The 24633-nt window shown below is 73.0% G+C and carries 21 protein-coding genes; 14 read left to right on the top strand and 7 right to left on the bottom strand.

Annotation, left to right across the window (positions count from 1 at the left end; translation table 11 throughout):
* Positions 1-37 precede the first annotated feature (37 nt).
* Together ACIBI4_RS04100 and ACIBI4_RS04095 are read left to right on the top strand one after the other, a co-directional pair.
* Positions 38-943, top strand: coding sequence for an arginase family protein (locus ACIBI4_RS04100; RefSeq protein WP_399201963.1), 906 nt, complete (start codon positions 38-40; stop codon positions 941-943).
* 78 nt (positions 944-1021) lie between these two features.
* On the top strand, positions 1022-2995 hold the full coding sequence (locus tag ACIBI4_RS04095) for a DUF5107 domain-containing protein (RefSeq protein ID WP_399201962.1): 1974 nt from the start codon (positions 1022-1024) through the stop codon (positions 2993-2995).
* Positions 2996-3025: 30 nt separating this feature from the next.
* Here the strand turns inward: ACIBI4_RS04095 and ACIBI4_RS04090 are convergent, their stop codons facing one another.
* The 3 genes from ACIBI4_RS04090 to ACIBI4_RS04080 form a co-directional block, all read right to left on the bottom strand.
* Entirely contained in the window at positions 3026-3382 is a 357-nt protein-coding gene (locus tag ACIBI4_RS04090) for a VOC family protein (protein WP_399201961.1), read from the bottom strand.
* 63 nt (positions 3383-3445) lie between these two features.
* Positions 3446-4261 (bottom strand): class I SAM-dependent methyltransferase, encoded by an 816-nt coding sequence (locus tag ACIBI4_RS04085; RefSeq protein WP_399201960.1) that lies wholly within the window; start codon positions 4259-4261, stop codon positions 3446-3448.
* A gap of 121 nt (positions 4262-4382) precedes the next feature.
* Positions 4383-5885 (bottom strand): bifunctional phosphatase PAP2/diacylglycerol kinase family protein, encoded by a 1503-nt coding sequence (locus ACIBI4_RS04080; RefSeq protein ID WP_399201959.1) that lies wholly within the window; start codon positions 5883-5885, stop codon positions 4383-4385.
* 134 nt (positions 5886-6019) lie between these two features.
* On the opposite strand from ACIBI4_RS04080, the gene ACIBI4_RS04075 reads away from it, so the two are divergent.
* The 5 genes from ACIBI4_RS04075 (at position 6020) to ACIBI4_RS04055 (ending at position 12124) form a co-directional block, all read left to right on the top strand.
* Positions 6020-7639: an ABC-F family ATP-binding cassette domain-containing protein gene (locus ACIBI4_RS04075; protein ID WP_399201958.1), complete on the top strand. Its 1620-nt coding sequence runs from the start codon at positions 6020-6022 to the stop codon at positions 7637-7639.
* A gap of 222 nt (positions 7640-7861) precedes the next feature.
* Entirely contained in the window at positions 7862-8659 is a 798-nt protein-coding gene (locus tag ACIBI4_RS04070) for a SigB/SigF/SigG family RNA polymerase sigma factor (protein WP_399201957.1), read from the top strand.
* Between the two features lie 241 nt (positions 8660-8900).
* Positions 8901-9464 carry a hypothetical protein gene (locus ACIBI4_RS04065; RefSeq protein WP_399201956.1) on the top strand — a complete coding sequence of 188 codons (564 nt, stop codon included), beginning with the start codon at positions 8901-8903 and terminating at the stop codon, positions 9462-9464.
* Between the two features lie 109 nt (positions 9465-9573).
* On the top strand, positions 9574-10821 hold the full coding sequence (locus tag ACIBI4_RS04060; protein WP_399201955.1) for a pyridoxal phosphate-dependent aminotransferase: 1248 nt from the start codon (positions 9574-9576) through the stop codon (positions 10819-10821).
* A gap of 250 nt (positions 10822-11071) precedes the next feature.
* Positions 11072-12124: an MBL fold metallo-hydrolase gene (locus ACIBI4_RS04055; protein WP_399201954.1), complete on the top strand. Its 1053-nt coding sequence runs from the start codon at positions 11072-11074 to the stop codon at positions 12122-12124.
* A gap of 9 nt (positions 12125-12133) precedes the next feature.
* Here ACIBI4_RS04055 and ACIBI4_RS04050 read toward each other — a convergent pair whose 3' ends face one another.
* Both ACIBI4_RS04050 and ACIBI4_RS04045 read right to left on the bottom strand, forming a co-directional pair.
* On the bottom strand, positions 12134-12760 hold the full coding sequence (locus tag ACIBI4_RS04050) for a DedA family protein (RefSeq protein WP_399201953.1): 627 nt from the start codon (positions 12758-12760) through the stop codon (positions 12134-12136).
* The gene (locus tag ACIBI4_RS04045; protein WP_399201952.1) at positions 12757-13530 is read right to left on the bottom strand and encodes an MBL fold metallo-hydrolase; all 774 of its coding nucleotides are present in this window, start codon (positions 13528-13530) and stop codon (positions 12757-12759) included. The genes ACIBI4_RS04050 and ACIBI4_RS04045 overlap by 4 nt, the downstream gene beginning before the upstream one ends.
* A gap of 149 nt (positions 13531-13679) precedes the next feature.
* Here ACIBI4_RS04045 and ACIBI4_RS04040 point away from each other — a divergent pair, with 149 nt between their 5' ends.
* The 6 genes from ACIBI4_RS04040 (at position 13680) to ACIBI4_RS04015 (ending at position 21475) form a co-directional block, all read left to right on the top strand.
* Positions 13680-14084, top strand: a complete 405-nt coding sequence (locus tag ACIBI4_RS04040) for a hypothetical protein (protein WP_399201951.1) — start codon at positions 13680-13682, stop codon at positions 14082-14084.
* A 234-nt stretch (positions 14085-14318) separates the two neighbouring features.
* A complete protein-coding gene (locus ACIBI4_RS04035) occupies positions 14319-16367 on the top strand; it encodes an alkaline phosphatase family protein (protein WP_399202037.1) in 2049 nt (682 codons plus the stop codon).
* Positions 16368-16386: 19 nt separating this feature from the next.
* On the top strand, positions 16387-17787 hold the full coding sequence (locus ACIBI4_RS04030; RefSeq protein WP_399201950.1) for an amino acid permease: 1401 nt from the start codon (positions 16387-16389) through the stop codon (positions 17785-17787).
* A gap of 97 nt (positions 17788-17884) precedes the next feature.
* Entirely contained in the window at positions 17885-18946 is a 1062-nt protein-coding gene (locus ACIBI4_RS04025) for an ATP-binding protein (protein WP_399201949.1), read from the top strand.
* Positions 18943-20745, top strand: coding sequence for a hypothetical protein (locus tag ACIBI4_RS04020; RefSeq protein ID WP_399201948.1), 1803 nt, complete (start codon positions 18943-18945; stop codon positions 20743-20745). Before ACIBI4_RS04025 ends, ACIBI4_RS04020 begins: the two co-directional genes overlap by 4 nt.
* A 304-nt stretch (positions 20746-21049) precedes the next feature.
* Complete coding sequence (locus tag ACIBI4_RS04015) at positions 21050-21475, top strand: OsmC family peroxiredoxin (protein ID WP_399201947.1); 426 nt, start codon at positions 21050-21052, stop codon at positions 21473-21475.
* Positions 21476-21552: 77 nt separating this feature from the next.
* On the opposite strand, the gene ACIBI4_RS04010 is transcribed toward ACIBI4_RS04015, so the two are convergent.
* Together ACIBI4_RS04010 and ACIBI4_RS04005 are read right to left on the bottom strand one after the other, a co-directional pair.
* Entirely contained in the window at positions 21553-22104 is a 552-nt protein-coding gene (locus ACIBI4_RS04010) for a S1 RNA-binding domain-containing protein (protein WP_399201946.1), read from the bottom strand.
* Positions 22105-22178: 74 nt separating this feature from the next.
* Positions 22179-22613 carry a VOC family protein gene (locus tag ACIBI4_RS04005; RefSeq protein ID WP_399201945.1) on the bottom strand — a complete coding sequence of 145 codons (435 nt, stop codon included), beginning with the start codon at positions 22611-22613 and terminating at the stop codon, positions 22179-22181.
* 119 nt (positions 22614-22732) lie between these two features.
* On the opposite strand from ACIBI4_RS04005, the gene dnaK reads away from it, so the two are divergent.
* On the top strand, positions 22733-24610 hold the full coding sequence (dnaK, locus tag ACIBI4_RS04000) for a molecular chaperone DnaK (RefSeq protein ID WP_399201944.1): 1878 nt from the start codon (positions 22733-22735) through the stop codon (positions 24608-24610).
* The last annotated feature ends 23 nt before the right edge of the window (positions 24611-24633 follow it).

Here is a 24633-nt window from a genome sequence, read left to right as displayed (position 1 = left end):
TGGACCGATCAACCCTACGTCGCCCAGGATGGAACCCATGCGACGCATCGTGGTCCTCGACGCCCCGTCCAATCTGGGCCTGCGCCCGCCGGCCCCCGGCACCGTCCCCGGGGTCTACAAGCTGGCCGGTGCCCTGCGCGAGCAGCGGATCGTGCAGCGGCTCGGTGCGCTGGAAGGCGGCGTCGTGGTGCCGCCGCGCTACGACCGGGGTGACTGGCGCGAGGGGGACGGGGTTTTCAACGCCGCCGCCATCGCCGCGTACACCGTCAAGCTCGCGGACCGTATCGAGCACCATCTGCGCGCGGGCGACTTCCCCGTGGTGCTCGGCGGCGACTGCTCGATCCAGCTCGGCGCCTCGCTCGCGATGCGCCGCATGGGCCGCTACGGACTCGCGGCGATCGACGGTTCCACGGACTTCCGCCACCCGGGCAATTCGGAGCGCGTCGGCGCCGCGGGCGGCGAGGAGCTGGCGCTCGCGACCGGGCGCGGCCAGCGGGACCTGACCGATCTGGAGGGGCTGCGTCCGTATCTGCGCGACGACGACGTACGCCTCTTCGGTATCCGCGACGACGACCCGCAGATCCCCGAGCTGCGGGAGCTGAAGATCCCGAACGCGAGCGTCGGCGAGATCCGCGAATGGGGGCCCGAGACCATCGCGGGCGCCGTGCGCCAGACCCTGGAGATCCCCGAACTCGACGGATTCTGGGTGCACTTCGACGCTGACAGCCTCGACCCCGAGATCATGCCCGCGGTCGACGCCCCCGACCCGGACGGCCTGCAGCCCGGGGAACTCGTCGCCCTGCTCGGCACGTTGGCGGCCTCCGACCACTGCGTCGGCCTCAACATCACCATCTACGACCCGGACCTCGACCCCGACGGCTCGGCGGGCGCGCTCCTGGCCGACCTCGTGGTCGACGCGCTCACCGGTCACCGCCAGGACTGACCCCGGCCCGCGGGTTTTGCGCAATCCTGACCGGGCAGGCCCCTGGCGACCGGCGCGATCTGCGGCTTCCATGGTCGAATGACGACGATCCGACGTGCAGAACTGACGCTGCCGGGTGCCCCGTTGGGCCCGCCGAACCCGCTGCCCGCGTTCCGCCTGCCGGGCCGGGTGCACGCGGTCACCGTCGACGAGCGGGTGCGCGCGGGCATGCCCCTGGAGATGCGGCGCCAGCTCGGCCACCGCCCGCTCGACAGCATCCTGCCGGTCCTCGTCCTCGACGGATACGACCGGACCCGCGGCACGCTCACCCTGGACACGCTCGTCCTGGAGAACGCACGGCTGCGGGTCACCGTCCTGCCCGGGCTCGGCGGCCGGATCCACTCGCTGCACCACAAGCCCACCGGCCGGGAACTGCTCTACTCCAACCCGGTGTTCCAGCCCGCCGACTTCGCGCTCAACGGCGCCTGGTTCTCGGGCGGCATCGAGTGGAACATCGGCGCCACCGGACACTCCACCCTGTCGTGCGCCCCCGTCCACGCGGCCCCCGTCGAGGCGCCCGACGGCGGCACGATGCTGCGGCTCTGGGAGTGGGAGCGGCTGCGCGACACCCCGTACCAGGTCGATCTGTGGCTGCCCGAGGACTCGGACTTCCTGTACGTGGGCATACGGATCCGCAATCCGCACGAGAAGCCCGTGCCGGTCTACTGGTGGTCGAACATCGCGGTCCCCGAGGAGCACCGCGTCCTCGCCCCCGCCGATGAGGCCTGGCACTACGGCTACGAGCGCGCCCTGCACCGCGTCCCCGTCCCCTTGCTCGACGGCACCGACCGCTCGTACCCCCTGAACAGCCCGACCCCGGCCGACTACTTCTACGAGCTGTCCGACACCGCCCGGCGCTGGATCACCGCACTCGACGAGCAGGGCCACGGCCTCGTCCACGCCTCCACCGACCGGCTGCGCGGCCGCAAGCTCTTCACCTGGGGCAGCGGAACCGGCGGCCGACGCTGGCAGCAGTGGCTCACCGAACCCGGCACCGGCGGCTACGCCGAGATCCAGGCCGGACTCGCCCGCACTCAGCTGGAGCATGTGCGTCTTGAGGCGGCGGGCGAGTTCAGCTGGTGCGAGGCGTACGGACCGCTGAGCGCGGACCCGGCCCGCGTCCATGGTGACGACTGGGGCGCGGCGCGGGACGAGGCGGCGGGACGGCTCGAAGAGGTGCTGCCCCGGGCGGAGCTGCAGAAGGTGTACGAGGAGTGGCGGGCCCACGCCGACACCGAACCCGGTGAGCGGCTCGCCACCGGCTCCGGCTGGGGCGCCCTCGAGGTGATCCGGGCCGGGCACAAGCTGCCCGGCACCCCCTTCGACGAGGAGACCCTCGACGCCGAGCAGTCCCCGTGGCTCGAACTCGCCCACACCGGCTCGTATCCCGAACCGCGCCGTGTGACCCCGCCGGGCCCCACGCTGGTCGCGCCGCACTGGCGGGACATGCTGGAGACCGCGCCCGCCGCACCGCTCACCGAGTACCACCTCGGTGTCGCCCAATGGCACTCCGGCGACCGCTCGCAGGCGGTCCGCAGCTGGGAGCGCGGGCTCGAACTGGCCCCGTCCATCTGGCCGTTGCTGCGCTGCCTCGCCTTCGCCGACTGCGCGGCGGGCCAGCTGGAGCGCGGCGCCGACCGGTATGCAGAGGCCTTCGACGACCTGTGCGCCGAGCGCCGTGACACCGAGGTGTGGACCGCCGCCTGTGCGGCGCTGGGCCGCGAGGCCATCGCGGCCCAGCTCGCAGCGGGCCGTCCGCAGGCCGCCCGCGCGGTGTGGGACCGGCTGCGTCCCGCCACCAGGGAACGCGGCCGCTTCCGGCTGATCGAGGTCCAGCTCCTGCTCGCCGAGGGCGACACGGCCGCGGCCCGCCGGATCTACGACGAGGGCTTCGAGGTCGCCGATCTGCGCGAGGGCTCCGAGGCGCTGGCCGAGACCTGGGAGCTCCTTGCGGACGAGCCGGTGCCCGCCGCGTACGACTTCCGGATGCGGCCGCCGGGCAAGGAGCGGTGAGCGAGGACTCTTCGGGGGAGGGGCGGCGGGTCAGCCGCGAACGGCCCGCTGGTCCGCGTACTCGAAGACGGTGCCGTCGGGGTGCACCGCGATCAGATTGCGGCCGGCGGGCGTCGGCACCGGACCGGCCACGATGTGCGCGCCCGACGCGCTGAGCACCTGCTGTGCCTCGTCCACATCGGGCACCGCGATGGTCGCCGTGACCTTGCGGAGCACTTCGAGCTCCGCCTCGGGCCCGCTCATCAGCAGAAAGCAGCCCACCGCGGCGACCTCCACGCCGCCCCGCTCGAAGCGCAGCGCCTTGACGCCGGCGAGCCGCTCGTAGAAGGCCACCGAGGCGTCCAGATCCTCGACGCAGATACGCAGCGTGGTGCCCAGAATCTCCATGGGGACGAGGGTAGTTGGCGCGATGCGGCCGGGAGATCGTTTCCCGGCAACGGCACCCGGATCTCAGACGCGGATCAGCAGCTCCCCGTGCAGCACGCAGAACCAGCCGTCCTCGGCCCGTCCCCATGCCCGCCAGGCCTCCGCGATCTCCGCCAGCTCCTCGGTGGTGGCGTGCCCGCCCTCGACGGCGATACCCGCGTACGAGGAGCTCGTGGTGCGGTCCGCCCACAGGCCGCTCCACCAGGCGCGCTCGTCCGGTGTGGAGTAGGTCCAGGTGGCGGACGTGGCGGTGATCTCGTGTTCGGCCGAACCGGACTGCAGCGCCCACGACTTGAGACGGCGCCCGGCGTTCGGCTCACCGCCGTTGGCCCGGGCCACCCGCTGGTACAGGGCCTGCCACGTGTCCAGGACGGGCGACTGCGGGTACCAGGTCATGGCTGCGTAGTCCGAATCGCGGACGGCGATGATTCCGCCGGGCCGTGTCACGCGGCGCATCTCGCGCAGTGCCTGTACGGGATCGCCCACGTGCTGCAGCACCTGGTGGGCGTGCACGACGTCGAAGCTGTCGTCCGCGTACTGCAGCCGGTGCACGTCGGCCACCTCGAACTCGGCGTTGACCAGGCCCCGTTCGGTCACCGCGGCCCGTGCCCGGTCCAGGACGCCGGCCGCGATCTCGACGCCGGTGACATGGCCCTGCGGTACCAGTGCGGCCAGGTCGGCGGTGATGGTGCCTGGGCCGCAGCCCACGTCCAGGATGCGCTGGTCGGGCTTGATCTCCGGCAGGAGGTAGGCCGCGGAGTTGGCGGCGGTGCGCCAGGTGTGCGAGCGCAGTACGGACTCGTGGTGTCCGTGCGTGTAGACAGCGGTCTCCTCGGCCATGACCGGTCCCCTTCCGGCAAGGTCCCGGGTGCCGTCACCCGGGGCGATGCAGTGAACCGTACGCTCGTCGGCCGAATAATGAGATCCCCATCTTGAAATGCGAGACGCGACTGACGGTGGGTCAGGTGTGCCGCGGTCGGTACACGCGCAACGCACCCGGCAGTTTGTCGAGCCTCAACTCCCGCCCGACCGGCACGACTTCACCGTCGTACGCGAGCGGGGTGCCGGGCGCGAGCGAGTGGACGCGCAGCCTGCGCACCCGCACCGCCGCGTGCGCGGGGGAGCGGCTCAGCGGTCCCGCGACCGCCGCCGCGAGCAGCCGCGCCCCCGGCCCGCGGCCGCCGTGCGCGACCCGGACGTCGAGGAGCCCGTCGGCCAGATCGTGCCTCCGGGCGGGCGAGAGACCCCGGCGGTGATAGGTCCCGTTGCCCGCGAACAGCAGCCACAGCGGTCGCCGTTGCCCGCCCATCTCCACCTCCAGCGGATGCTCCGCGCCCAGTACGTCGGCCGCCGCGAGCATCCCGGCCGGCCAGCCGCCGACCCGCCGCGCCCAGTGGTCCCGGCGGCGCACCAGCTCCGGATAGACGCCCAGGCTCAGGGTGTTGAGGAAGACCCCGTCCGTGTCCCCGGCACGGAAGCGCCCCACGTCCACCGCCTCCGCCTCGCCCCGTGTGATCGCCTGCGCGAGATCCCGTTCGCCCTCCACGCCGAGGTCGTACGCGAAGTGGTTGAGCGTGCCGCCGGGCAGTACGGCGAGCGGCAGGCCGTGGCGCAGCGCGACCCGGGCCGCGGTGTTCACCGTCCCGTCGCCGCCGCACACCCCGAGCACCCGGGCCCGCTCGGCCGCCTTCTCCAACTCCTCGCCGAGCGCGGCCGGTTCGCACTCCACCAGCTCGGCGCCGGGCAGCTGCGCGAGGAGCAGGTGCGCCCGGTCGGCGGTGCGCGCACCGGAGTTGACCACCATCACCAGACCCGCGCCGTCCCGCAGCGCCGGTACCTCGGCAGGCGGCCGGCCGGGGGAGGGGAGCTGGTCGCGGGTCGGTACGAGGCCCCGTACTGCGAACGCGGCGCCGACACCGAGAGCCGCGCCCGCGAGGACGTCCGCCGGGTAGTGCACGCCCGTGTAGACCCGCGAGAGCGCGACCGCACCGGCCACCGGGGCGACCACCGCACCCCACCGCGGCGACTCCAGGGCCACCCCGGCCGCGAAGGCCGCGGCGGACGCGGAGTGCCCGGACGGGAACGACGTCGTGAAGGGCTGCCGGTTCAGCTGCCGGATCAGCGGGACGGCGTCCCGCAGCGGCCGCGCCCGGCGCACCGCCCGCTTCCCCACGGTGTTCACGGTGGCGGACGCGAGCGCGAGCGAGGCGAGCCCGCGCAGAGCGGCCCGCCGGGCGCGCGGCGAACGGGTCAGCGCCATGGCGCCCGCCGCGGCGCACCACAGCACGGAGTGGTCGGCGGTCCGGCTGAGCCAGGGCAGCAGCGGATCGGCCCCGGGCCAGTGCCGCCCGGCGACGGCGTCGAACGCCGCGATGTCGAGCGCGACGAGCCGGGACCGTCCGGCGTCCACGACGGCTACCCGGCCTCTGACGTGCGGATCGGCGAAAGCATCGTAAGAAACCATGCTCCTCGCGTACCCACGATCGCGCCTGTCGGGACACGTCCGCGGGCGCATGCCGGTGCGGGAGGTCCCCGCGAAGGCCGGGCGCCGCGAAAACGATTTGCCGCATCCCGCGGCGGCAACGCAGAATCCGGCCCATGGGACACCTGGAAGCCGCGCACCTCGAGTACTACCTCCCCGACGGGAGGGCGCTCCTGGGCGATGTCTCCTTCCGGGTCGGCGAGGGCGCCGTAGTCGCCCTCGTGGGCCCGAACGGCGCGGGCAAGACCACCCTCCTGCGGCTCCTCTCCGGTGAGCTCCAGCCCCACGGCGGCGGCGTCACGATCAGCGGCGGCCTCGGCGTGATGCCCCAGTTCATCGGCTCCGTACGCGACGAGACCACGGTCCGTGACCTGCTCGTCTCCGTTGCCACGCCCCGGATCTGCGAGGCCGCGAAGGCCGTCGACGCCGCCGAGCACGCGATCATGACCATCGACGACGAGGCCGCCCAGCTGCGGTACGCACAGGCGCTCTCCGACTGGGCCGAGGCCCGCGGCTACGAGGCCGAGACGCTGTGGGACATGTGCACGATGGCGGCGCTCGGCGTCCCCTACGAACGCGCGCAGTTCCGTGACGTCCGCACGCTCAGCGGCGGCGAGCAGAAACGCCTGGTCCTCGAGTCGCTGCTGCGCGGCACCGACGAGGTGCTGCTCCTGGACGAGCCCGACAACTATCTCGACGTCCCTGGCAAGCGCTGGCTCGAGGAGCGCCTCGCCGAGACCCGTAAGACCGTCCTCTTCGTGTCGCACGACCGCGAGCTGCTCGCCCGCGCCGCCGAGAAGATCGTCAGCGTGGAACCGGGCCCCGCGGGCGCCGACGCGTGGGTGCACGGTGGTTCCTTCGGCACGTACCACGAGGCGCGCAAGGAGCGCTTCGCGCGCTTCGAGGAGCTGCGCCGCCGCTGGGACGAGAAGCACGCCCAGCTGAAGAAGCTGGTCCTCAACCTGCGCCAGGCGGCCGCGAACAGTCCCGACATGGCCTCGCGCTATCACGCCGCCCAGACCCGGCTGCGCAAGTTCGAGGAGGCCGGGCCGCCGCCGGAGCCGCCGCGCGAGCAGGACATCACGATGCGCCTGCACGGCGGACGCACCGGAGTACGCGCGGTGACCTGCGAGAACCTCGAACTGAGCGGGCTGATGAAGCCGTTCGACCTGGAGGTCTTCTACGGCGAACGCGTCGCGGTCCTCGGCTCCAACGGCTCGGGCAAGTCCCACTTCCTGCGGCTCCTCGCCGGCGGCGACGTCTCCCATACGGGCCTGTGGAAGCTCGGCGCACGCGTGGTCCCCGGCCACTTCGCGCAGACGCACGCGCACCCCGAGCTGTCCGGGCGCACCCTCCTCGACATCCTCTGGAAGGACCACGCCAAGGACCGCGGCGCGGCCATGTCCCGGCTGCGGCGCTACGAGCTCACGAACCAGGCCGAGCAGACCTTCGACCGGCTCTCCGGCGGCCAGCAGGCCCGCTTCCAGATCCTGCTGCTCGAACTGCAGGGCTGCACCGCCCTGTTGCTCGACGAGCCCACCGACAACCTCGACCTGGAGAGCGCCGAGGCGCTCCAGGAGGGCCTTGAGTCCTTCCAGGGCACGGTGCTCGCTGTCACGCACGACCGTTGGTTCGCCCGCTCCTTCGACCGCTACCTCGTGTTCGGCTCGGACGGGAAGGTGCGCGAGACGAGCGGACCGGTGTGGGACGAGCGGCGGGTCGAGCGGGCGCGCTGAGGCGGGCAGGGCGGGCACGCCGAGGCGGGCCGGGCGGGGGTGCGCGGCGTTTGACCGGGTGGTGTGCGGGCAGGCGCACCTCGTGCTTCGGACCCGGGGCATGATCCGCCGGACACCACCTGAGGCACAGGCGGGAGTGGCCGCGTCGCAGACCGGTCCGCGCGGACGGCTCCCCGGTGACCGTGCCCGACCATGCGCACCCTTCAGGGAGTTGCAGCACTCATGCATACCCTCACACCGCGCTCCACCCGGCATCCACACGACGACGCCCCCGACACGGCCGCACGCTTCCGCGAACTGGCCGCCCTGCCCGAGGGCACCGCGCGTGACGCCCTGCGCCAGGAACTCGTCCGCGCCTGGCTTCCCATGGCCGACCGGCTCGCGGGACGCTTCCGCGGCCGCGGCGAGGCGTACGAGGATCTGCGCCAGGTCGCGGCGCTCGGCCTGGTCAAGGCCGTCGACCGCTACGACCCCGAGCGCAGCCACGCCTTCGAGAGCTACGCCGTGCCGACCGTGACCGGCGAGATCAAACGCCACTTCCGCGACCACCTGTGGACCCTCCATGTGCCGCGCCGGGTACAGGAGCTGCGCCGACGTGTACGGCAGGCCGGCCAGGACCTCGCGCAGAGCATCCCGGGACGGGCCCCGACCCTGGAGGAGATGGCCGAGCACGCCGGGCTGACCGTGGACGAGGCACGTACCGGCCAGGAGGCGCTCGACAGTTTCACCGCCCTGTCCCTGGACGCCGAACTTCCGGGCGGCGGCGACGGACACACCCTGTGCGACTCCCTCGGCGCGCCCGACCCCGCGCTCGACGCGGTCGTCGACCGCGAGTCCGTCACACCACGGCTGCGGGCCCTGCCGGAACGCGAACGGGCCATCCTCTACATGCGCTTCTTCGACGACATGACCCAGAGCCGGATCGCCGAACAGCTCGGCATCTCGCAGATGCACGTCTCCCGGCTGATCAGCCGCTGCTGCGCGACGGTACGCGAAGAGGTCCTGCGCGACGCCGCCTGACCCCGGGCGCTGCGCGACGCCGCCTGACCCCCGGCGCTGCACGACGGCGCCTGACCCCCGGCTCACGGGCCACGCGCGCCGCACCCGCCGCAGGGCCCCGAAGGGCCCGCCGCCTCACCCAACCGGCCCTCGCCATCGCGCGAATGGCCCGTCGGCGCGGGCGGGTGATGAAGGGTCAGGTTTCCATGGGTGCGCGGCACGAACGCGTGCCGCGGCCGAGGCGTCGAAGGAGCCCGCACCCATGCGTATCGCCCGAGTGTTCGCCGCCGGGGCGCTCGTCGCCGCCGGCGTGGCCGGTGCCGTGCCCGCGGCCCACGCGGCCGACACCTCCGCCGAGGTCAGCCCGCGCACCGTCGCGCCCGGCGGCATGGTCACGGTCTCCGTGTCCTGCCCCTACGCGGAGCGGGGCTGGGCCCCTGACTCCATCGAGGCGCACTCCCAGGCCTTCGCCAACGGCAGTGTGCGCCTGCACAAGGTCGAGAACGCCGCCATCCCCGGCGTCGGCCCCGCCTACAACGGCACCGCCCGGATCGCCGCCAACGCCAACTTCTCGGGCAACGGCCCCAACGCGGTCGGCGACTCCTCGAACTGGAGCGTCGAGGGCAAGTGCCCCGGCGGCACCGAGTGGCGAGCGAGCTTCACCGTCGCCCGCAACGCCCCCATCCACTACGGCGTACGCGGCGGGGTCGGCGGCAGCTTCACCGACTCCGCGCAGACCATGGTGACCGGCGCGCTCCTCGTCGCGGGCGCGCTCGGCGCCACGTTCTACGTGATCCGCCGCCGGCAGTCGGAGACCGAGAGCTGACCGCGCGCGTGCCGGATCCGCCGCCCCTCCCGGGTACGACGACGGGCGGCGGCACCCCGCCGCGCCCGCACCCGACCCCACCGGCTCCCGCGCGCTCACGGAGGTAGGCATGCCGCCGACGGTCCCCGAAGGCCACGGTCCGCTGCGGTACGGACCGCCCGCCCCCGACCTCGGTCTGCCCGTGCTCCCCGAACTCGCCGCCGTCCTCGCCGCGGCCGCCGGACGCGCCCATGTCGAGCCGCCCGGCGGTGGGCCCGTGCTCCTCGACGCCGCCGCCGGGTACTGGCGGCGGCGCGGACTGCCCGCCGAACGCGGTCAGCTCGCCGCGGCCGCGGGCGCCGCCCCGCTCCTGTGCGCCCTCATCGCGGCGACCGGCGGCGATGTCCTGCTGCCGCGTCCTTGCTGCGCCTGGTGGGCGCCGCTGGTGCGGCTGCTCGGCCGCGAGGCCTTCCATGTGCCGACGCCCGCGGAGTGCGGGGGAGTGCCCGATCCGTACGCGCTCCTCGAAACCGTCCGGCGGGTACGCGACGAAGGCGGCGATCCGCGGCTCCTCGTGCTCTCCGTCGCCGACGACCCGACCGCGACCGTCGCACCGCCCGAGGTGATGCACGCTGCGGTCGAGGCGGCGCTCGGCGAAGGGCTGCACATCGCCTCGGACGAGACGTGGCGCGACACACTGCACCACCCCGAGGAGACGATCCTGATCGGCCCGGCCGAGATGCTCCCGCGGCAGGTCACCGTGTTCGCCGACCTCTCGGGCGCGTTCCTGCCGCCCGACTGGCCCGCCGCGACGGCCCGCTTCCCCGCCACGGACGAGGGCGCGGCGCTGCGGGCCCGCGCCCTCGACGTCCTGACCGTCCTCGGCTCCTCGGTCGCCGCGCCCGTCGCCGCGGCCGCCGCCCACGCACTCGGCGAACCCGCCGAGGTGACCGCGCGGCTGACCGCCGCCGTCCGCCTGCACGCCCGGGTCGCCGAGGCCGTGCACCGCATCGTCCTCGCCGCGGGCGCCTTCGGCCGTGCCCCCGTCGCCGGACGCCATCTCTACGCCGACTTCGGGCCGCTGCGCGCCGCCCTCGCCGAGCGCGGCGTCAGCGACGCGATGGAACTGGAGGACCATCTGAGCGCACGGCTCGGCATGCCGGTGCCGGGCGGCCACCGCTTCGGCGACGACCTGGGCGCCCTGCGCGCCCGTATCCCCGTCGGCCCGCTCCTCGGCACGGACCGCACCGAACGCCTCACCGCACTCACCGCGACCGACCCGCTCGAACTCCCGCACATCCGACGTGCCCTGGCCGAACTCACCGACGCACTCGACGGCCTGCGGGCCGACACGCGGCGAACGGAACCGCCTCGATGAACCGCAAGCCGCCCGGTGACCCGTCAATCGCCCAGGCGAGGCGCGCCGGTTCGGGAACGGTGAGCACCGGGCCGGGGCAACTGCCGCGCTGCGGCCCGGCAGCCACCTTGCCGAGGCGGTACCTGAGTTCTCGCCCGGAAGGCGCCTCGGCGAGCCGGCACCCGGCGCCCGGCACCCCACCGACCACCACCGCCGCCCGACCGCACCACCCAGCCCGAGCCGCCGCCCCGACGCGACAGGAGTTGCCCCGATGACACAGGAGTCGCAGTCCCTCGCCTCCCGGGCGGACCGGGCCCGGCCGGCGTCGTCGCTGCTGCGGCCGCTGGCCGAACACCGCAGCTGGCCGCGGACGTTCGCCGACCGGCTGACCGCGCCGCTGCCCGGGGTGCGGGCGCTGGCCCGGTTCGCGCGCGAAGGTGCCGTACGGCCCGACCGGTCCTGTCTCCTCGACGTGCCCCACCTCCCGTTCGAGCCGGGCCCGTTGCCGCGCGCGGACGCCGACACCGTGGCCGTCACCTGGGTCGGGCACGCCAGCTGGGTGCTGCGGATCGGCGGGCTCACCGTGCTCACCGACCCCGTCTGGTCCCGCAAGATCCTCGGCACCCCGGCCCGCGTCACCCCCGCCGGGGTCGCCTGGGACGCGCTGCCGCCCGTCGACGCCGTGGTCATCAGCCACAACCACTACGACCACCTCGACGCCCCCACCCTCAAGCGCCTGCCGCGCGACACACCCGTGTTCGTGCCGGCCGGACTCGGCCGCTGGTTCCGCCGCCGCCGCTTCCTCTGCGTCACCGAACTCGACTGGTGGGAGGCGGCCGAACTGCACGGCGTCCGCTTCGACTTCGTGCCCGCGCACCACTGGTCCAAGCGCGGCCTCACCGACACCTGCCGCACGCTCTGGGGCGGCTGGGTCCTCACCGACCACGGCGGCCGCAAGGTCTACTTCGCGGGCGACACCGGCTACGGCCACTGGTTCGAACGGATCGGCGCCCGCCACCCCGGCATCGACCTCGCGCTGCTCCCGATCGGCGCGTACGAGCCCCGCTGGTGGCTGCGCGACGTGCACTGCGATCCCGAGGAGGCCGTACGGGCGACCGTCGACCTGGGCGCGCGGAGGATGGCGCCCATGCACTGGGCCACCTTCCTGCTCTCGGCCGAACCCGTCCTCGAACCCCTGCACCGTGTGCGTGACGCCTGGCGCGCGGCGGGCCGGTCCCGCGCGGACCTGTGGGACCTCGCGGTCGGCGCGTCCCGGGTCATCGAGCCCGCGAGCCCGGACCCGGGCGGCCTCACCCCGGGCTGAGCCGCGCCGTCACCCCGGGCTGAGCCGCGCCCGTGCCCGCCGCCACAGCGTGGGCGTCACGCTGATCAGGACCGTCAGACCGATCGCCGCGGCCACGCCCTGCCATGCCTCGGGGAACAGCGATCCGCCCAAGATCCCGATGAGCTGGTACGTGACCGCCCACGCCAGGCACGCCGGCAGATTGCCGCGCGCGAAGCGCCGCAGCGGCCACCGGGCGATCAGGCACGCGAGCATCACCGGGATCCGCCCGGCCGGCACCAGACGCGACAGGACGAGCACCGACACGTTGTGCTCGTGCAGCTTGGACTGCGCCAGTTCGAGCCGCTCCTGCGGCGCGCGGTCGCGGATGGCGTTGAGCCAGCGCGAGCCGTTGCGCGAACGCATGCCGCGTGCCCCGAGCCAGTACAGGACCGAGTCCCCGATGAACGCGGCGAGCGCCGCCACCCCGAACACGTACAGCTGCGACTGCGGCGCCGAATGGTGGAAGGCGAGCGCCGCGGCCGAACTCACCACGGCCCCCGTCGGCACCACCGGCACCAGCGCGCCGAGCACCACGAGAAGGAACAGCGAGGGATAGCCGACGGCCTGCTGGGTGGACTCCGGCGGCACGGCGTCGGCGAGAGCGAGCAGGTTCACTTGGCGACCTCCGGGCGCACCCGCTGGCCCTGGTCGAGCAGATGCACGGCCACCTCGGGCGCCCGCAGCCCGGCCTGGCGGACGAATTCCGCGCCCGGGGCGTGGAACTCGTGCGGCCGCACCGCGTCCATGCCGATCGGCCAGTACGTGCCGAAGTGCACGGGCACCGCGCTGCGCGGCGCGATCCGGGCGAGCGCCTCGGCGGCCCGGCCCGCGTCGAGGTGCCCGTGTCCGAGGAACGGGCCCCAGCCGCCCACCGGGAGCAGTGCCACGTCGACCGGACCGACCTCCTCGGCCATCGTGTCGAACAGGCCGGTGTCCCCGGCGAAGTACGTCCGCGCCGTACCCTCGACGACGAAGCCGAGCGCCGGCGAGCGGTGCGGCCCCACCGGCAGCCGCCGCCCGTCGTGCCGCGCGGACACGACGCGTACGGTCACCGCGCCGACCCGTACCTCGTCACCCGGCACGACCTCCTCGAACCGCAGCCCGGTGAGCTTGCGCAGTCCGGGGACCGCGGCCCGCGCACCGCGCGGCAGCAGCACGGTCGTGCCCTCGGACAGCCGCGCCAGGGACGGCACGTGCAGATGGTCGGCGTGCAGATGCGAGACGAGCGCGGCCTCGGCCTCGGCGGCCCGCTCCGGCGGTACGTCGCCGCGCCGCCGGCGCAGATGCGCGAGCCTCCGCGCGAACAGCGGATCGGTGAGCACCCGGGTCCCCGAGTCCTCGACCGTGCAGGTGGCGTGCCCCCACCAGGTGATCTCCACCGGCACCGAGCTGTTCCCTTCCGCCGTCCGTTCCGCGACTGTTCGCCTCACGTACCTGCTACGACCATACGGCGCGCAGTAGGGTCGGCGCGGAATCGAGGAACCGGCGCCGCACCGCGCGGGTGCGGGACCCGTCGAACCCGGGGGGACGTCTGATGGCACAACTGCGGGTCGCCGCCATCGCCAGCCTGACACCGCTGGAGGAGCTGGACCGCGAGCCGTTCCTCGTGGACAGCCGCAGCCAGTACGCGATGTGCGCCCAGTGGGCCGCGGACCGCGGGCACGTGATCGCCCGCGAACTCCTGCTGCACGCCCTGCGCGCCGACCACGACGCCCTGTGGCAGGCGGTGGAGGAGGGCGACGTGAACGCCTTCGTCGCGCCGAACGAGCGCGTCCTGCGCCGGGCGCTGCGCTCGCTCCCGGAGTTCACCGCCGAGTGCGTGCGCCGGGACGTCCCGCTGGCGACGGTCGACGCGTGCGAACCCACGTACAGCGCCGAGATGAAGGCCCGCGTCCACCGCCGCCTCTCGATGCCGACGGCCGGCTACGACGGCTGCTGAGTCCGGCTCGCGCGACGGTCCGAGTCCCGGCCCACACCCGGCCCACCCGCCGCCCGCCCCGGACAACGACCCCGCACCGCCACAAACCACCGCGCCCCGTATGAAACCCTGGGGACCGGCCCGAACCCGGGGCCCGAAACGCGTGAGGTGGACGTGGTCGGCGAAGGACGATGGCGGCGGACCGGCGGCGCCCTGTGGCGCGCGCTCATCGTCTGGGCGGCGAGCACGCTCACGATGCTCATCCTCGCCGGTCTGCTCCCCGACTTCCGCCTCCAGGCGGAATCCGGCGACAGCGCCACCCGGATCGGCATCACCGCCGGCATCGGCGCGGCCGTCTTCGGTGTGCTCAGCGCCCTCGTCTGGCCCTTGATCGTGCGGGCGCTGCTCCTTGTGCCCGCGCTCGTCCTCGGACTCCTCGTCTTCTTCCTCAACGGCTCGCTGCTGCTGCTCGCCCTGCGGCTCATCCCCGACGGACGCGGCGAGGCGAATCCCGAGACGGCCGTGGTGGTCGCGGCCGTCATGTCCGCCGTGGCCTCCGCGACCGCCGCGGCCCTCGCCGTCCGCGACGACGACGCGTACCGCCGCAGGCTCTACCGCCTCGCGGACCGCAAACGCCGCAAGCAGGCCGTCCTGCGCGGACCCCGTGTCCCCGGCACGGTCTTCCTGCAGCTCGACGGCGTCGGCCACGACGTGCTCCGGCGGGCCGTCGACGACGGTCTGATGCCCACCGTCGCCGGCTGGCTGAAGGACACCCACCGCCTCACCCCGTGGCGCACCGACTGGTCGAGCCAGACGGGCGCCAGCCAGCTCGGCATCCTGCACGGCGACAACCACGGCATCCCCGCCTTCCGCTGGTACGAGAAGGACACCGGCGAGGTCATGGTCTGCAACCGGCCCGCCAGCGCCGTCGAACTGCAGCGCCGCGCCATCGCCCGCACCGGCGACGGCGGGCTGCTCACCGTGGACGGGGCCAGCCGCGGCAACCTGTTCAGCGGCGGCGCCGACCAGGTGGCCCTGGTGCTCTCGGTCGCGGCACGCCGCGGCCGGGAGAACCGTTCGCGCGCCGGGTACTTCGCCTACTTCTCCGATCCCGCGAACGCCGTGCGTACCGCCATGTCGTTCATCGCCGAAGTGGGCCGCGAGATCGGCCAGTCCACGCGCGGCCGTCTGAAGCGGACCCGGCCGCGGGTCAAGCGCGGCGGCCTCTACCCGTTCATTCGCGCCTTCGCCACGGTCGTGGAGCGCGATGTCGTGGTCGCCGCGGTCATAGGGGACATGCTCGTCGGCCGCACCGCCGTCTACGCGGACCTCGTCGCGTACGACGAAGTGGCCCACCACTCCGGTCCGGACAGCAAGGACGCCGCGCTCGTGCTGCAGCGCCTCGACCGGTCGATCGCGCTGATCGCGAAGGTCGCCGAGCACGCGCCGCGCCCGTACCGCATCGTGCTGCTCTCCGACCACGGGCAGAGCCCGGGCGAGACCTTCCGCTCCCGCTACGGCCTCTCGCTCGGCGACCTGGTCCGCGCGGGCTGCGGACTGCCCGTGCCGCGCAAGGCCCGCGGCACCCACAGCGGCGCCGAGGCGCGCTCCGCGGTGCGGGCCGCGATGCACCGGCCCGTCGAGGAGGGCCGCGGCGAGCGCCGTCCGCAGCGGGGCCGCGACCCCATCGTGCTCGCCTCCGGGAACCTCGGCCTCGTCTCGTTCCCGGACGAGCCGAAGCGGATGACGCGCGAACAGATCGACGCCCGGCACCCGGCGCTGCTGCCCACGCTCGCCAACCACCCCGGTGTCGGCTTCCTGCTCGTCCGCTCGCAGCGCGGCGCGGGCGTGCTCCTCGGCGCCCGCGGCACCGAGCTGTACCTCGACGACCTTGCCGACGACGCGGCGGACGCGGACCTGCTCAAGGACTTCGGCCCCGGCGCCCTGGCCGCCGTACGCCGCACCGACTCCTTCCCCAACACCGCCGACATCATGGTCAATTCGGCGGTCGAGGAAGGCGAGGTGCTCGCGTTCGAGGAGCAGATCGGTTCGCACGGCGGGCTCGGCGGTGAGCAGAGCCACCCGTTCCTGCTCTCGCCGCAGGCCCTGTCCGCCCCCGTCCCCGAGGGCACGGACCTGGTCGGTGCCGAGCGGATCCACCGCGTCCTGCGGCGCTGGCTGCGCGAGGCCGACGGCCCGCAGGTGCCCGTGCCGTATCCGGACCCGGCGGACCTTGACGCGCCGATGCGGCCGGCCGGTGATGTTGCGGCGCCCGAACGCGCCGTACCGGACAAATCGCCGTGATGTGGTGCAGCGTGTCCGCATGGCGTACGACACCACCGCACCGCTGCCCGCCGACGGACCGGACGGAACCGACGGACCCGACGAGCCCGACGAACGGAGCAAGCACGCACGGCGCTTCGGGCTGCCGATCGCGACCTGCCTCGTCATGGGCAACATCGTCGGCGGCGGCATCTTCCTGCTGCCCGCCTCCGTGGCCCCGTACGGGACGATCGCGCTGGTCGCGTTCGGGGTGCTCACCGTCGGGGCGCTCGCCCTCGCGCTGGTCTTCGGGCGGCTCGCGAAGCGCGACCCGCGCACCGGCGGACCGTACGTCTACGCCCGTGAGGCCTTCGGGGACTTCGCGGGCTTCCTCGCCGCCTGGTCGTACTGGATCACGGCCTGGGTCTCCAACGCCGCGCTCGCCGTCATCGCCGTCGGCTACCTCGGCGTTCTGTTCCCCTCGATCACCGAGCACAAGTGGTCCATGTGCGTGGCCGCGCTCATCGTGCAGTGGCTGCCGGGCTTCGCGAACTTCGCCGGGACGCGGTACGTGGGCGCGGTCCAGCTGGTCGCCACCGTCCTGAAGTTCGCGCCGCTGCTGCTCGTCGCGATCGGCGGTCTGTTCTTCTTCGACGCGGACAACCTCGGACCGTTCCTCGCCGACGGCGAGAGCCCGCTCGGCGCGATCTCCGCGGCCGCCGCGATCCTGCTGTTCTCCTACCTCGGTGTCGAGTCCGCGGCGATGAGCGCGGGCGAGGTGCGCAACCCGCGGCGCAACGTCGGGCGCGCCACCGTCCTCGGCCTGATGTGCGCCGCCGTCGTCTATCTCCTCGGCACGCTCGCGGTGTTCGGGATGCTGCCGCACGACCAGGTCGTGAACTCCACCGCGCCGTTCTCGGACGCGGTGAACGTCATGTTCGACGGCACCTGGGGCGGCACCCTCGTCGCCTGGGCCGCGGTGATCTCCATCCTCGGCGCGCTCAACGGCTGGACGCTGCTGAGCGCCCAGGCGCCGTACGCCGCGGCCAAGGACGGCCTGTTCCCGCAGATCTTCACGCACAAGGAACGCGGCGTGCCGACCGTCGGTGTGGCCATCACGGTCGTCCTGGCCTCGCTCCTGACGATCTATCAGTACGCGGCCGGTGCGGACGGTGTCTTCACGCTCCTGGTCACCGTGACGACGTTCATGGCCACCGTGCCCTACCTCCTGGCGGCCGCCGCGCAGATCTTCCATCTGCTCGCCGGCCGCGGCGATCTGGTGGACCGCGGGCGGCTCGTGTGGGACTCGGTGATCGCCCTGGCCGCGTTCGCGTTCTCGATGTGGCTGGTGGCCGGCGCCGGCTACCAGCCCGTCTACCAGGGCGTGCTGTTCCTGTTCGCGGGCGTACTCGTCTACGCGTGGATGTCGGCGCGCAAGGCGCGGGCCGCGCAGGCCGCCTGAGCGGAAATTGGGCTGCGCCCGGCGGGGTGCTCGGCTCACACTGGTCACCCGGCCCAGGGCCGTGACCACTGCCTTCCGCACCCTCCAGGAGTCCCGCTTGCAGCCCGCCGTCGCCGTGACGCCCGCCCGTGTCCCCGAGCTGCTGCTCGGCCTCGCCACCGTGCGTCCCGTGTTCCTGTGGGGTGCGCCCGGCATCGGGAAGTCCTCCCTGGTCCGGGCGTTCGCGGACTCGCTGGGCCTTGAATGCGTGAGCCTCCTCGGTACGCAGCTGGCGCCGGAGGACCTCATCGGCGTGCCGCAGATCCGGGACGGGCGCTCGGTGTTCTGCCCGCCCGAGGCCATCGCCCGCGACGAGCCGTACTGCCTCTTCCTCGACGAGCTGAACGCGGCGACCCCGGACGTCCAGAAGGCCTTCTACTCGCTGATCCTCGACCGCCGCATCGGCAACTACGAGCTGCCAAAGGGCTCCATCGTCATCGGCGCGGGCAACCGCTCGACGGACAACGCGCTCGCCCGCCCCATCGCCTCCGCGCTCATCAACCGCCTCACCCATGTGCACCTGACGGCCTCCTCCGAGGACTGGCTGGTCTGGGCGCACAGCAACGGCATCCACCCCTGGGTCCTCGACCACCTCACCGAGCGGCCCGACCACCTGTGGTCCAAGCCGCCCAAGACCGAGCAGCCCTTCTCCACGCCCCGCTCGTGGCACATGCTCTCCGACGCGCTGCACTCCTTCGGGCCCACCCTCGACGAGGAGACGCTCAAGGTCATCGCGCACGGCTGCCTCACGCCCGCGCACGCCATCTCCTTCTGCGGCTACGTGAAGATCGTGCGCCACGCGTACGGGATCGAGGCGATCATCAAGGGCGAGGCGTCCTGGCCGCGCCGTGTCGAGGACCGCGACCTGCTGTACTTCCTCGCCGAGGCCTTCCGCGCCCGGCTGCGCAAGGAACTGCCCGCGTCCAAGGAGCACGTCACCGCGAACGGGCGCCAACTCGCCTACCGCGCCAAGGCCTTGCTCGTGCAGCTCGCGGAGATCTCCGTGGAGGTCGCCCAGACCGTCATCGCGGACGACGCCGACGACCAGCCCGTGCTGCCCGCGTGGTTCCTGATCGAGGCGGCGCGGGACATGCCGCGCCTGGTGGAAGCACGGCGATGAGCCGCAAGCAGCAGCAGGGCCAGAAGCCCGCGGAGAGCATGGCGACCCGGGCGTACGAGGCGGGCCTGCACCTCGTACGCTCCAACCCCGCGCTGCGGGCCGTGGGGGCCACGTTCTGCCGGACGCCGAAGTGCGCCGCGGCGCCCGCCGGCGGCCTCGCCGTCGTCGACTCCAACGGCACCGTGCACGCCCACGCCACCCGCGTCACCGACCCGGCGACCTGGGCCTGGTCGCTCGCGCACGCCGTCATCCACCTCGGGTTCGGCCATGTGCCCGCGGCCAAGAACGAGCGCACCCAGCCCGACCGTTTCGACCTGGCCGCGCGCTGCGCCGTCGTCAACCGCTTCCTCCTGACGTTCCCCGTCGGCCGCCCGCCCGACGACCTGCCCGGCTCGTACCCGGGCGGCGACGAGGAGCAGCTCGCCGCGGGCTGGCGCCGCGACGGCATCCCCGCCACGTACCAACACTGCGGTACGGCGGGCGCGACGGCCGATCAGCTGCTCGTGCCCTACGACACCTGGCAGAACCAGGTGCCTGACTGGCAGAGCGCGTTCGCGCGGGCCCTGACCGGCACCATGTCCCGGGCCATGGACATGGCGGGCGGGCTGCGCGACGGGCTCGACGGAGAGCGCACCCGGCGCCAGGCCTGGGACCACGCGCTCAACTGGTTCGTCTCCTCGTACCCGCTGCTCGGCGGGATCGCCGCAGGGATGACGGTCGTCGCCGACGCCGAACTGGCCCGCGCCCACCGGATCTCCATCGCCGCGGTGAACGCGGCAGCCGCCGAGATCTACATCAACCCGATGGTGCGCATGAGCGACGAGGAATGGCGCTTCGTCCTCGCCCACGAGATGCTGCACGCCGCGCTGCGGCACGCCGACCGGTGCGGTGCGCGCGACCCGTATCTCTTCAACGTCGCCGCCGACTACGTCATCAACGGCTGGCTGCGCGAGATGGACATCGGTGTGATGCCGCAGGGGCTGCTCTTCGACCCGGACCTCGCGGGCCTGTCCACCGAGGAGGTCTACGACCGGATCACCGGCGACCTGCGCCGGATGCGGCGGCTCGCGACCCTGCGCGGAAAGGGGCTCGGTGACGTCCTCGGTGAACCGCTCACCGGGCCCGCCGACTACGTCGACCTCGACGAGTACTATCGCCGCGGCCTCGCCCAGGGCTTCGAGTTGCACGAACGGCGCGAGCGCGGCACGCTGCCCGCCGGGCTGATCGAGGAGATCAAGGCGCTCTCGCAGCCCCCGCTGCCGTGGGACGCCCGGCTTGCCGCGTGGTTCGACGAGTACGTGCCCCGGCCCGAGCCCGTCCGCAGCTATGCGCGGCCCGCGCGCCGCCAGGCCTCCACGCCCGACATCCCGCGCGCCGGGCGGCACTTCCCGCCGCAGGAGATCCGGCGCTGCACGTTCGGCGTCGTCCTGGACACGTCCGCGTCGATGAGCCGCACCCTGCTCGGCAAGGGCCTGGGCGCCATCGCCTCGTTCGCGACCTCGCGCGACGTCCCCGCCGCGCGGGTCGTGTTCTGCGACGTGGCCCCGTTCGACGCGGGCTATCTCCCCGTCACGGACATCGCCGAGAAGGTACGGGTCCGGGGGCGCGGCGGTACCGAACTGCAGCCCGGTATCGACCTGTTGCTGCGGGCCGACGACTTCCCGCCGGACGCGCCGGTCCTGGTGATCACCGACGGCGACTGCGACGTCCTGCGCATCCGCCGCGAGCACGCGTTCCTCCTCCGCACCGGAGGATCCCTGCCGTTCACCCCCAAAGGTCCCGTTTTCCGCGTGACCTGAGAGCCTGTTTCCGAACCCCCGCCTGCGCCCCGACGCCCGGCACGCACTCTCGCCGCACGGCGCCTCCGGACAGGTGGCTCCTTCCCCAAGCTCTCAACTTCGTTCGAGCAGGGGAGACCCCATTCATGACCGGTAACGCCGCACGCCGAGAGCACGCACCGAACGCCGCTGCGCCGTCCTCCGGACGAACGACGGGGGTTCGGAAACAGGCTCTTAGCGCGGCCGAGTGCGCGGATGTGGTCGGATGGGGGGTGGACGTCACCCCAACCGTCCGTCGACGTCCCGCAGAGGAAGGAACACCGCCGTGGCCACCACGCGCAGCGCACACACCGTCTGGGAAGGCTCCCTCATGGAGGGTGCCGGCACCGTCACCTTCGACTCGTCCGGCATCGGTCAGCAGCCGGTCTCGTGGCCCTCGCGTGCGGAGGAGGCGAACGGCAAGACCAGCCCCGAGGAGCTGATCGCCGCCGCGCACTCCAGCTGCTTCTCGATGGCCCTCTCGCACGGCCTGGCCGGCGCGGGCACCCCGCCCACCAAGCTGGTGACCTCCGCCGACGTCACCTTCCAGCCGGGCACCGGCATCACCGGGATCCACCTCACGGTCGAGGGCGAGGTCCCGGGTGTCGACGAGGCCGCCTTCGTCGCCGCCGCGGAGAACGCGAAGGCCAACTGCCCGGTCAGCCAGGCCCTGACGGGCACCACGATCACCCTGAGCGCCAAGCTCGCCTGATCGCTCGCGCTCCTGCGCCCCCGTCCCGGACGTCGCGTCCGGTACGGGGGCGTTGCGCTGTGATGACCGCGTGGAGCTCAGTGCCAGGCGAGCGAGATCCGCCGGCGGTCGCAGTCGACCTCGGTGATCGCCACGTTCACGCCCGCACCCGGTTCGAGCGTGCCCCACTCGGGCCCACCGGGCAGATCCCGGTGCACCAGGCCTTCGAGGCCGCCGCCGAGCGCCACGAAGACCCCGAACGGCACGACCTTCGTCACCGTGCCCGGCAGGACGGCTCCCGGGGGATGCCCGTCCGCGAACGCCCGCAGCGGATCGGGCTGCAGCGCGCGGAGCGAGAGACGCGCCTCGCCCTGGTAGGTGTCGAAGCCGAGGAACGCGCACGTGATGTGCTGTCCCACCGCGACGACGTCGTGCACCGATTCGAACCGTACCCAGGACAGCTCGGGGAGCGTGAGGAAGCCGACGCCCGCGTAGAACGGGTGGGGCGGACCCTCGTCCAGGGCGACGAACACCCCGAAGTGCTCGATGGCGGCGACCGTTCCCCTCAGGCGCGTGCCACGTTCAAGGGAGCTGAGGAAGGCCCACAGTTCCGGGTGCTCGGCGCCCTGACGGTCGATGTCGAACAGCATGCGGCGAGCATGCCAGGACCCCTCCGGCCCAGGGAAGCCGCGGCCGGGGAACCCGCGGCCCAGGGAAGCGCAGCTCAGGCTCCGCCGAAGTCCGGCAGCGTCAGCGAACCGTCCTCGGCGAGCGGGAAGCCGGGGTTGTGCGCGACCTCCCACAGATGGCCGTCCGGATCGGCGAAGGTGCCCGAGTAGAAGCCGACGACGTTGACCGCGGCCGGTTTGCTCACCCGGCCGCCGGCCGAGGCCGCGGCGGCCAGCAGCGCGTCCACCTCGTCGTCCGAACGGACGTTGTGCGCCAGGACGATGCCACCGAACACCGGCCCCGCACCCGCGTCGACCCCCGCGTCCGCCGCGAGTTTCTCCCGGTCCCACAGGACGAGCGCCGAGCCGCCCGCCTGGAAGAAGACCGTCTCCTCGACCTCCTGGCCGCGCCAGCCGAGCGCCTCGTAGAAGCCCTTCGCGCGGGCGAGGTCAGTGACGCCCAGTGAGATCAGAGTGATGCGCTGCTCCATGACCCGACGGTACAACGGCGCAGGGGGAACACCACCGGACCGACCGTACGGGGCATTGACAACGGCCCGCTCAAGTTTTGTGCTGGAGAGCCGGAGTGGGGTGCGGGAAGGGGTCTGAGATGGCACGTGCGGTCGGGATCGATCTCGGGACGACGAACTCCGTGGTCGCCGTACTGGAAGGCGGCGATCCCACCGTGGTCGCCAACGCGGAGGGCGCCAGGACCACACCGTCCGTGGTGGCCTTCGCCAAGAACGGCGAGGTGCTCGTCGGCGAGGTCGCCAAGCGGCAGGCGGTCACGAACATCGAGCGCACCGCGCGCAGCGTCAAACGGCACATGGGGGAGACCGGGTGGCGTTTCCCGGACGAGGGGACGATCGACGGGAGCCGGTTACGGGCCCAGGAACTGTCCGCGCGCGTCCTGCAGAAGCTGAAGCGGGACACCGAGGCGTATCTCGGCGAGACGGTCTCGGACGCGGTGATCACCGTGCCCGCGTACTTCGACGACGCGCAGCGCCAGGCCACCAAGGAGGCCGGCGAGATCGCGGGCCTCAAGGTGCTCAGGATCATCAACGAGCCCACGGCTGCCGCGCTCGCGTACGGACTCGACCGCGGTGACGAGCAGACGGTCCTCGTGTTCGACCTGGGCGGTGGCACCTTCGACGTGTCGCTCCTGGAGATCGGTGACGGAGTCATCGAGGTCAAGGCCACCAACGGCGATACGAAACTCGGCGGGGACGACTGGGACCAGCGGGTCGTCGAATATCTGGTCAAGCAGTTCAAGAACGGGCACGGGATCGATCTCGCCAAGGACAAGATGGCCGTGCAGCGGCTGCGCGAGGCCGCCGAGAAGGCGAAGATCGAGCTGTCGAGCGCGAATGAGACGACCGTCAATCTGCCCTACATCACCGCGAGTTCGGCCGGTCCGCTGCATCTGGAGGAGAAGCTCACCCGGGCCCAGTTCCAGGAGCTGACCAAGGACCTCCTCGACCGCTGCAAGCAGCCCTTCCACCAGGCCGTGAAGGACGCCGGGATCGAGCTCTCGGCCGTGGACCATGTGATTCTCGTCGGCGGTTCGACCCGGATGCCCGCCGTCACCGAGCTGGTGAAGCAGCTCACCGGCAAGGAGCCGCACAAGGGCGTCAACCCGGACGAGGTCGTGGCGGTGGGCGCCGCGCTGCAGGCCGGTGTCATCCGCGGCGACGTGAAGGACGTGCTGCTGCTCGACGTCACCCCGTTGTCCCTCGGCATCGAGACCAAGGGCGGCATCATGACCAAGCTGATCGAGCGCAACACCACGATCCCCACCCGCCGTTCGGAAGTGTTCACCACCGCGGCCGACAACCAGCCCTCCGTCGGCATCCAGGTCTTCCAGGGCGAGCGGGAGATCGCCGCGTACAACAAGAAGCTCGGGGTCTTCGACCTCACCGGGCTGCCGCCCGCGCCGCGTGGAGTGCCGCAGATCGAGGTCACTTTCGACATCGACGCCAACGGGATCATGCACGTCTCGGCGAAGGACCTCGCGACCGGCCGCGAACAGAAGATGACCGTCACCGGCGGCTCGGCGCTGCCGAAGGACGACATCGACCGGATGATGCGCGAGGCCGAGCAGTACGCGGACGACGACCGCAAGCGCAGGGAGGCGGCCGAGACCCGCAACGGCGCCGAGCAACTGGCGTACCAGACCGAGCGGTTCATCGCCGACAACGCGGACCGGATCCCGGCGGACACGAAGACGGAGGTCGAGGACGCGCTCACCGAGCTCAAGCGTGTGATCGGGCAGCCGAGCGCCGACGTCGAGGAACTGCGGGGCGCCACCGAGAAGCTGGCGACGGTCAGCCAGCGGATGGGCCAGGCGATGTACGCACAGGCACAGGGCGCCCAGGAGCAGCGGGAGGCTGCACAGGACGCCCCGGCCGAGGACGCCGCGCCCCAGGACGACGTGGTCGACGCCGAGATCGTGGACGACGAACGCGACACCAAGGGGGGCGCGGCATAGGCGTCCCGTCGGACGTTTCGGGC

The organism is Streptomyces sp. NPDC050418 (assembly GCF_044458745.1).
In the GTDB taxonomy this organism is placed as follows: domain Bacteria; phylum Actinomycetota; class Actinomycetes; order Streptomycetales; family Streptomycetaceae; genus Streptomyces.
This window is presented reverse-complemented; position numbering and strand designations above follow the sequence as displayed.

Bases quoted from the DNA above. Each gene is read 5' to 3' on its own strand.
- ACIBI4_RS04100 (WP_399201963.1), top strand. From the start codon at position 38: ATGCGACGCATCGTGGTCCTCGACGCCCCGTCCAATCTGGGCCTGCGC.
- ACIBI4_RS04095 (WP_399201962.1), top strand. From the start codon at position 1,022: ATGACGACGATCCGACGTGCAGAACTGACGCTGCCGGGTGCCCCGTTG.
- ACIBI4_RS04090 (WP_399201961.1), bottom strand. From the start codon at position 3,382: ATGGAGATTCTGGGCACCACGCTGCGTATCTGCGTCGAGGATCTGGAC.
- ACIBI4_RS04085 (WP_399201960.1), bottom strand. From the start codon at position 4,261: ATGGCCGAGGAGACCGCTGTCTACACGCACGGACACCACGAGTCCGTA.
- ACIBI4_RS04080 (WP_399201959.1), bottom strand. From the start codon at position 5,885: ATGGTTTCTTACGATGCTTTCGCCGATCCGCACGTCAGAGGCCGGGTA.
- ACIBI4_RS04075 (WP_399201958.1), top strand. From the start codon at position 6,020: ATGGGACACCTGGAAGCCGCGCACCTCGAGTACTACCTCCCCGACGGG.
- ACIBI4_RS04070 (WP_399201957.1), top strand. From the start codon at position 7,862: ATGCATACCCTCACACCGCGCTCCACCCGGCATCCACACGACGACGCC.
- ACIBI4_RS04065 (WP_399201956.1), top strand. From the start codon at position 8,901: ATGCGTATCGCCCGAGTGTTCGCCGCCGGGGCGCTCGTCGCCGCCGGC.
- ACIBI4_RS04060 (WP_399201955.1), top strand. From the start codon at position 9,574: ATGCCGCCGACGGTCCCCGAAGGCCACGGTCCGCTGCGGTACGGACCG.
- ACIBI4_RS04055 (WP_399201954.1), top strand. From the start codon at position 11,072: ATGACACAGGAGTCGCAGTCCCTCGCCTCCCGGGCGGACCGGGCCCGG.
- ACIBI4_RS04040 (WP_399201951.1), top strand. From the start codon at position 13,680: ATGGCACAACTGCGGGTCGCCGCCATCGCCAGCCTGACACCGCTGGAG.
- ACIBI4_RS04035 (WP_399202037.1), top strand. From the start codon at position 14,319: ATGCTCATCCTCGCCGGTCTGCTCCCCGACTTCCGCCTCCAGGCGGAA.
- ACIBI4_RS04030 (WP_399201950.1), top strand. From the start codon at position 16,387: ATGGCGTACGACACCACCGCACCGCTGCCCGCCGACGGACCGGACGGA.
- ACIBI4_RS04020 (WP_399201948.1), top strand. From the start codon at position 18,943: ATGAGCCGCAAGCAGCAGCAGGGCCAGAAGCCCGCGGAGAGCATGGCG.
- ACIBI4_RS04010 (WP_399201946.1), bottom strand. From the start codon at position 22,104: ATGCTGTTCGACATCGACCGTCAGGGCGCCGAGCACCCGGAACTGTGG.
- ACIBI4_RS04005 (WP_399201945.1), bottom strand. From the start codon at position 22,613: ATGGAGCAGCGCATCACTCTGATCTCACTGGGCGTCACTGACCTCGCC.
- dnaK (WP_399201944.1), top strand. From the start codon at position 22,733: ATGGCACGTGCGGTCGGGATCGATCTCGGGACGACGAACTCCGTGGTC.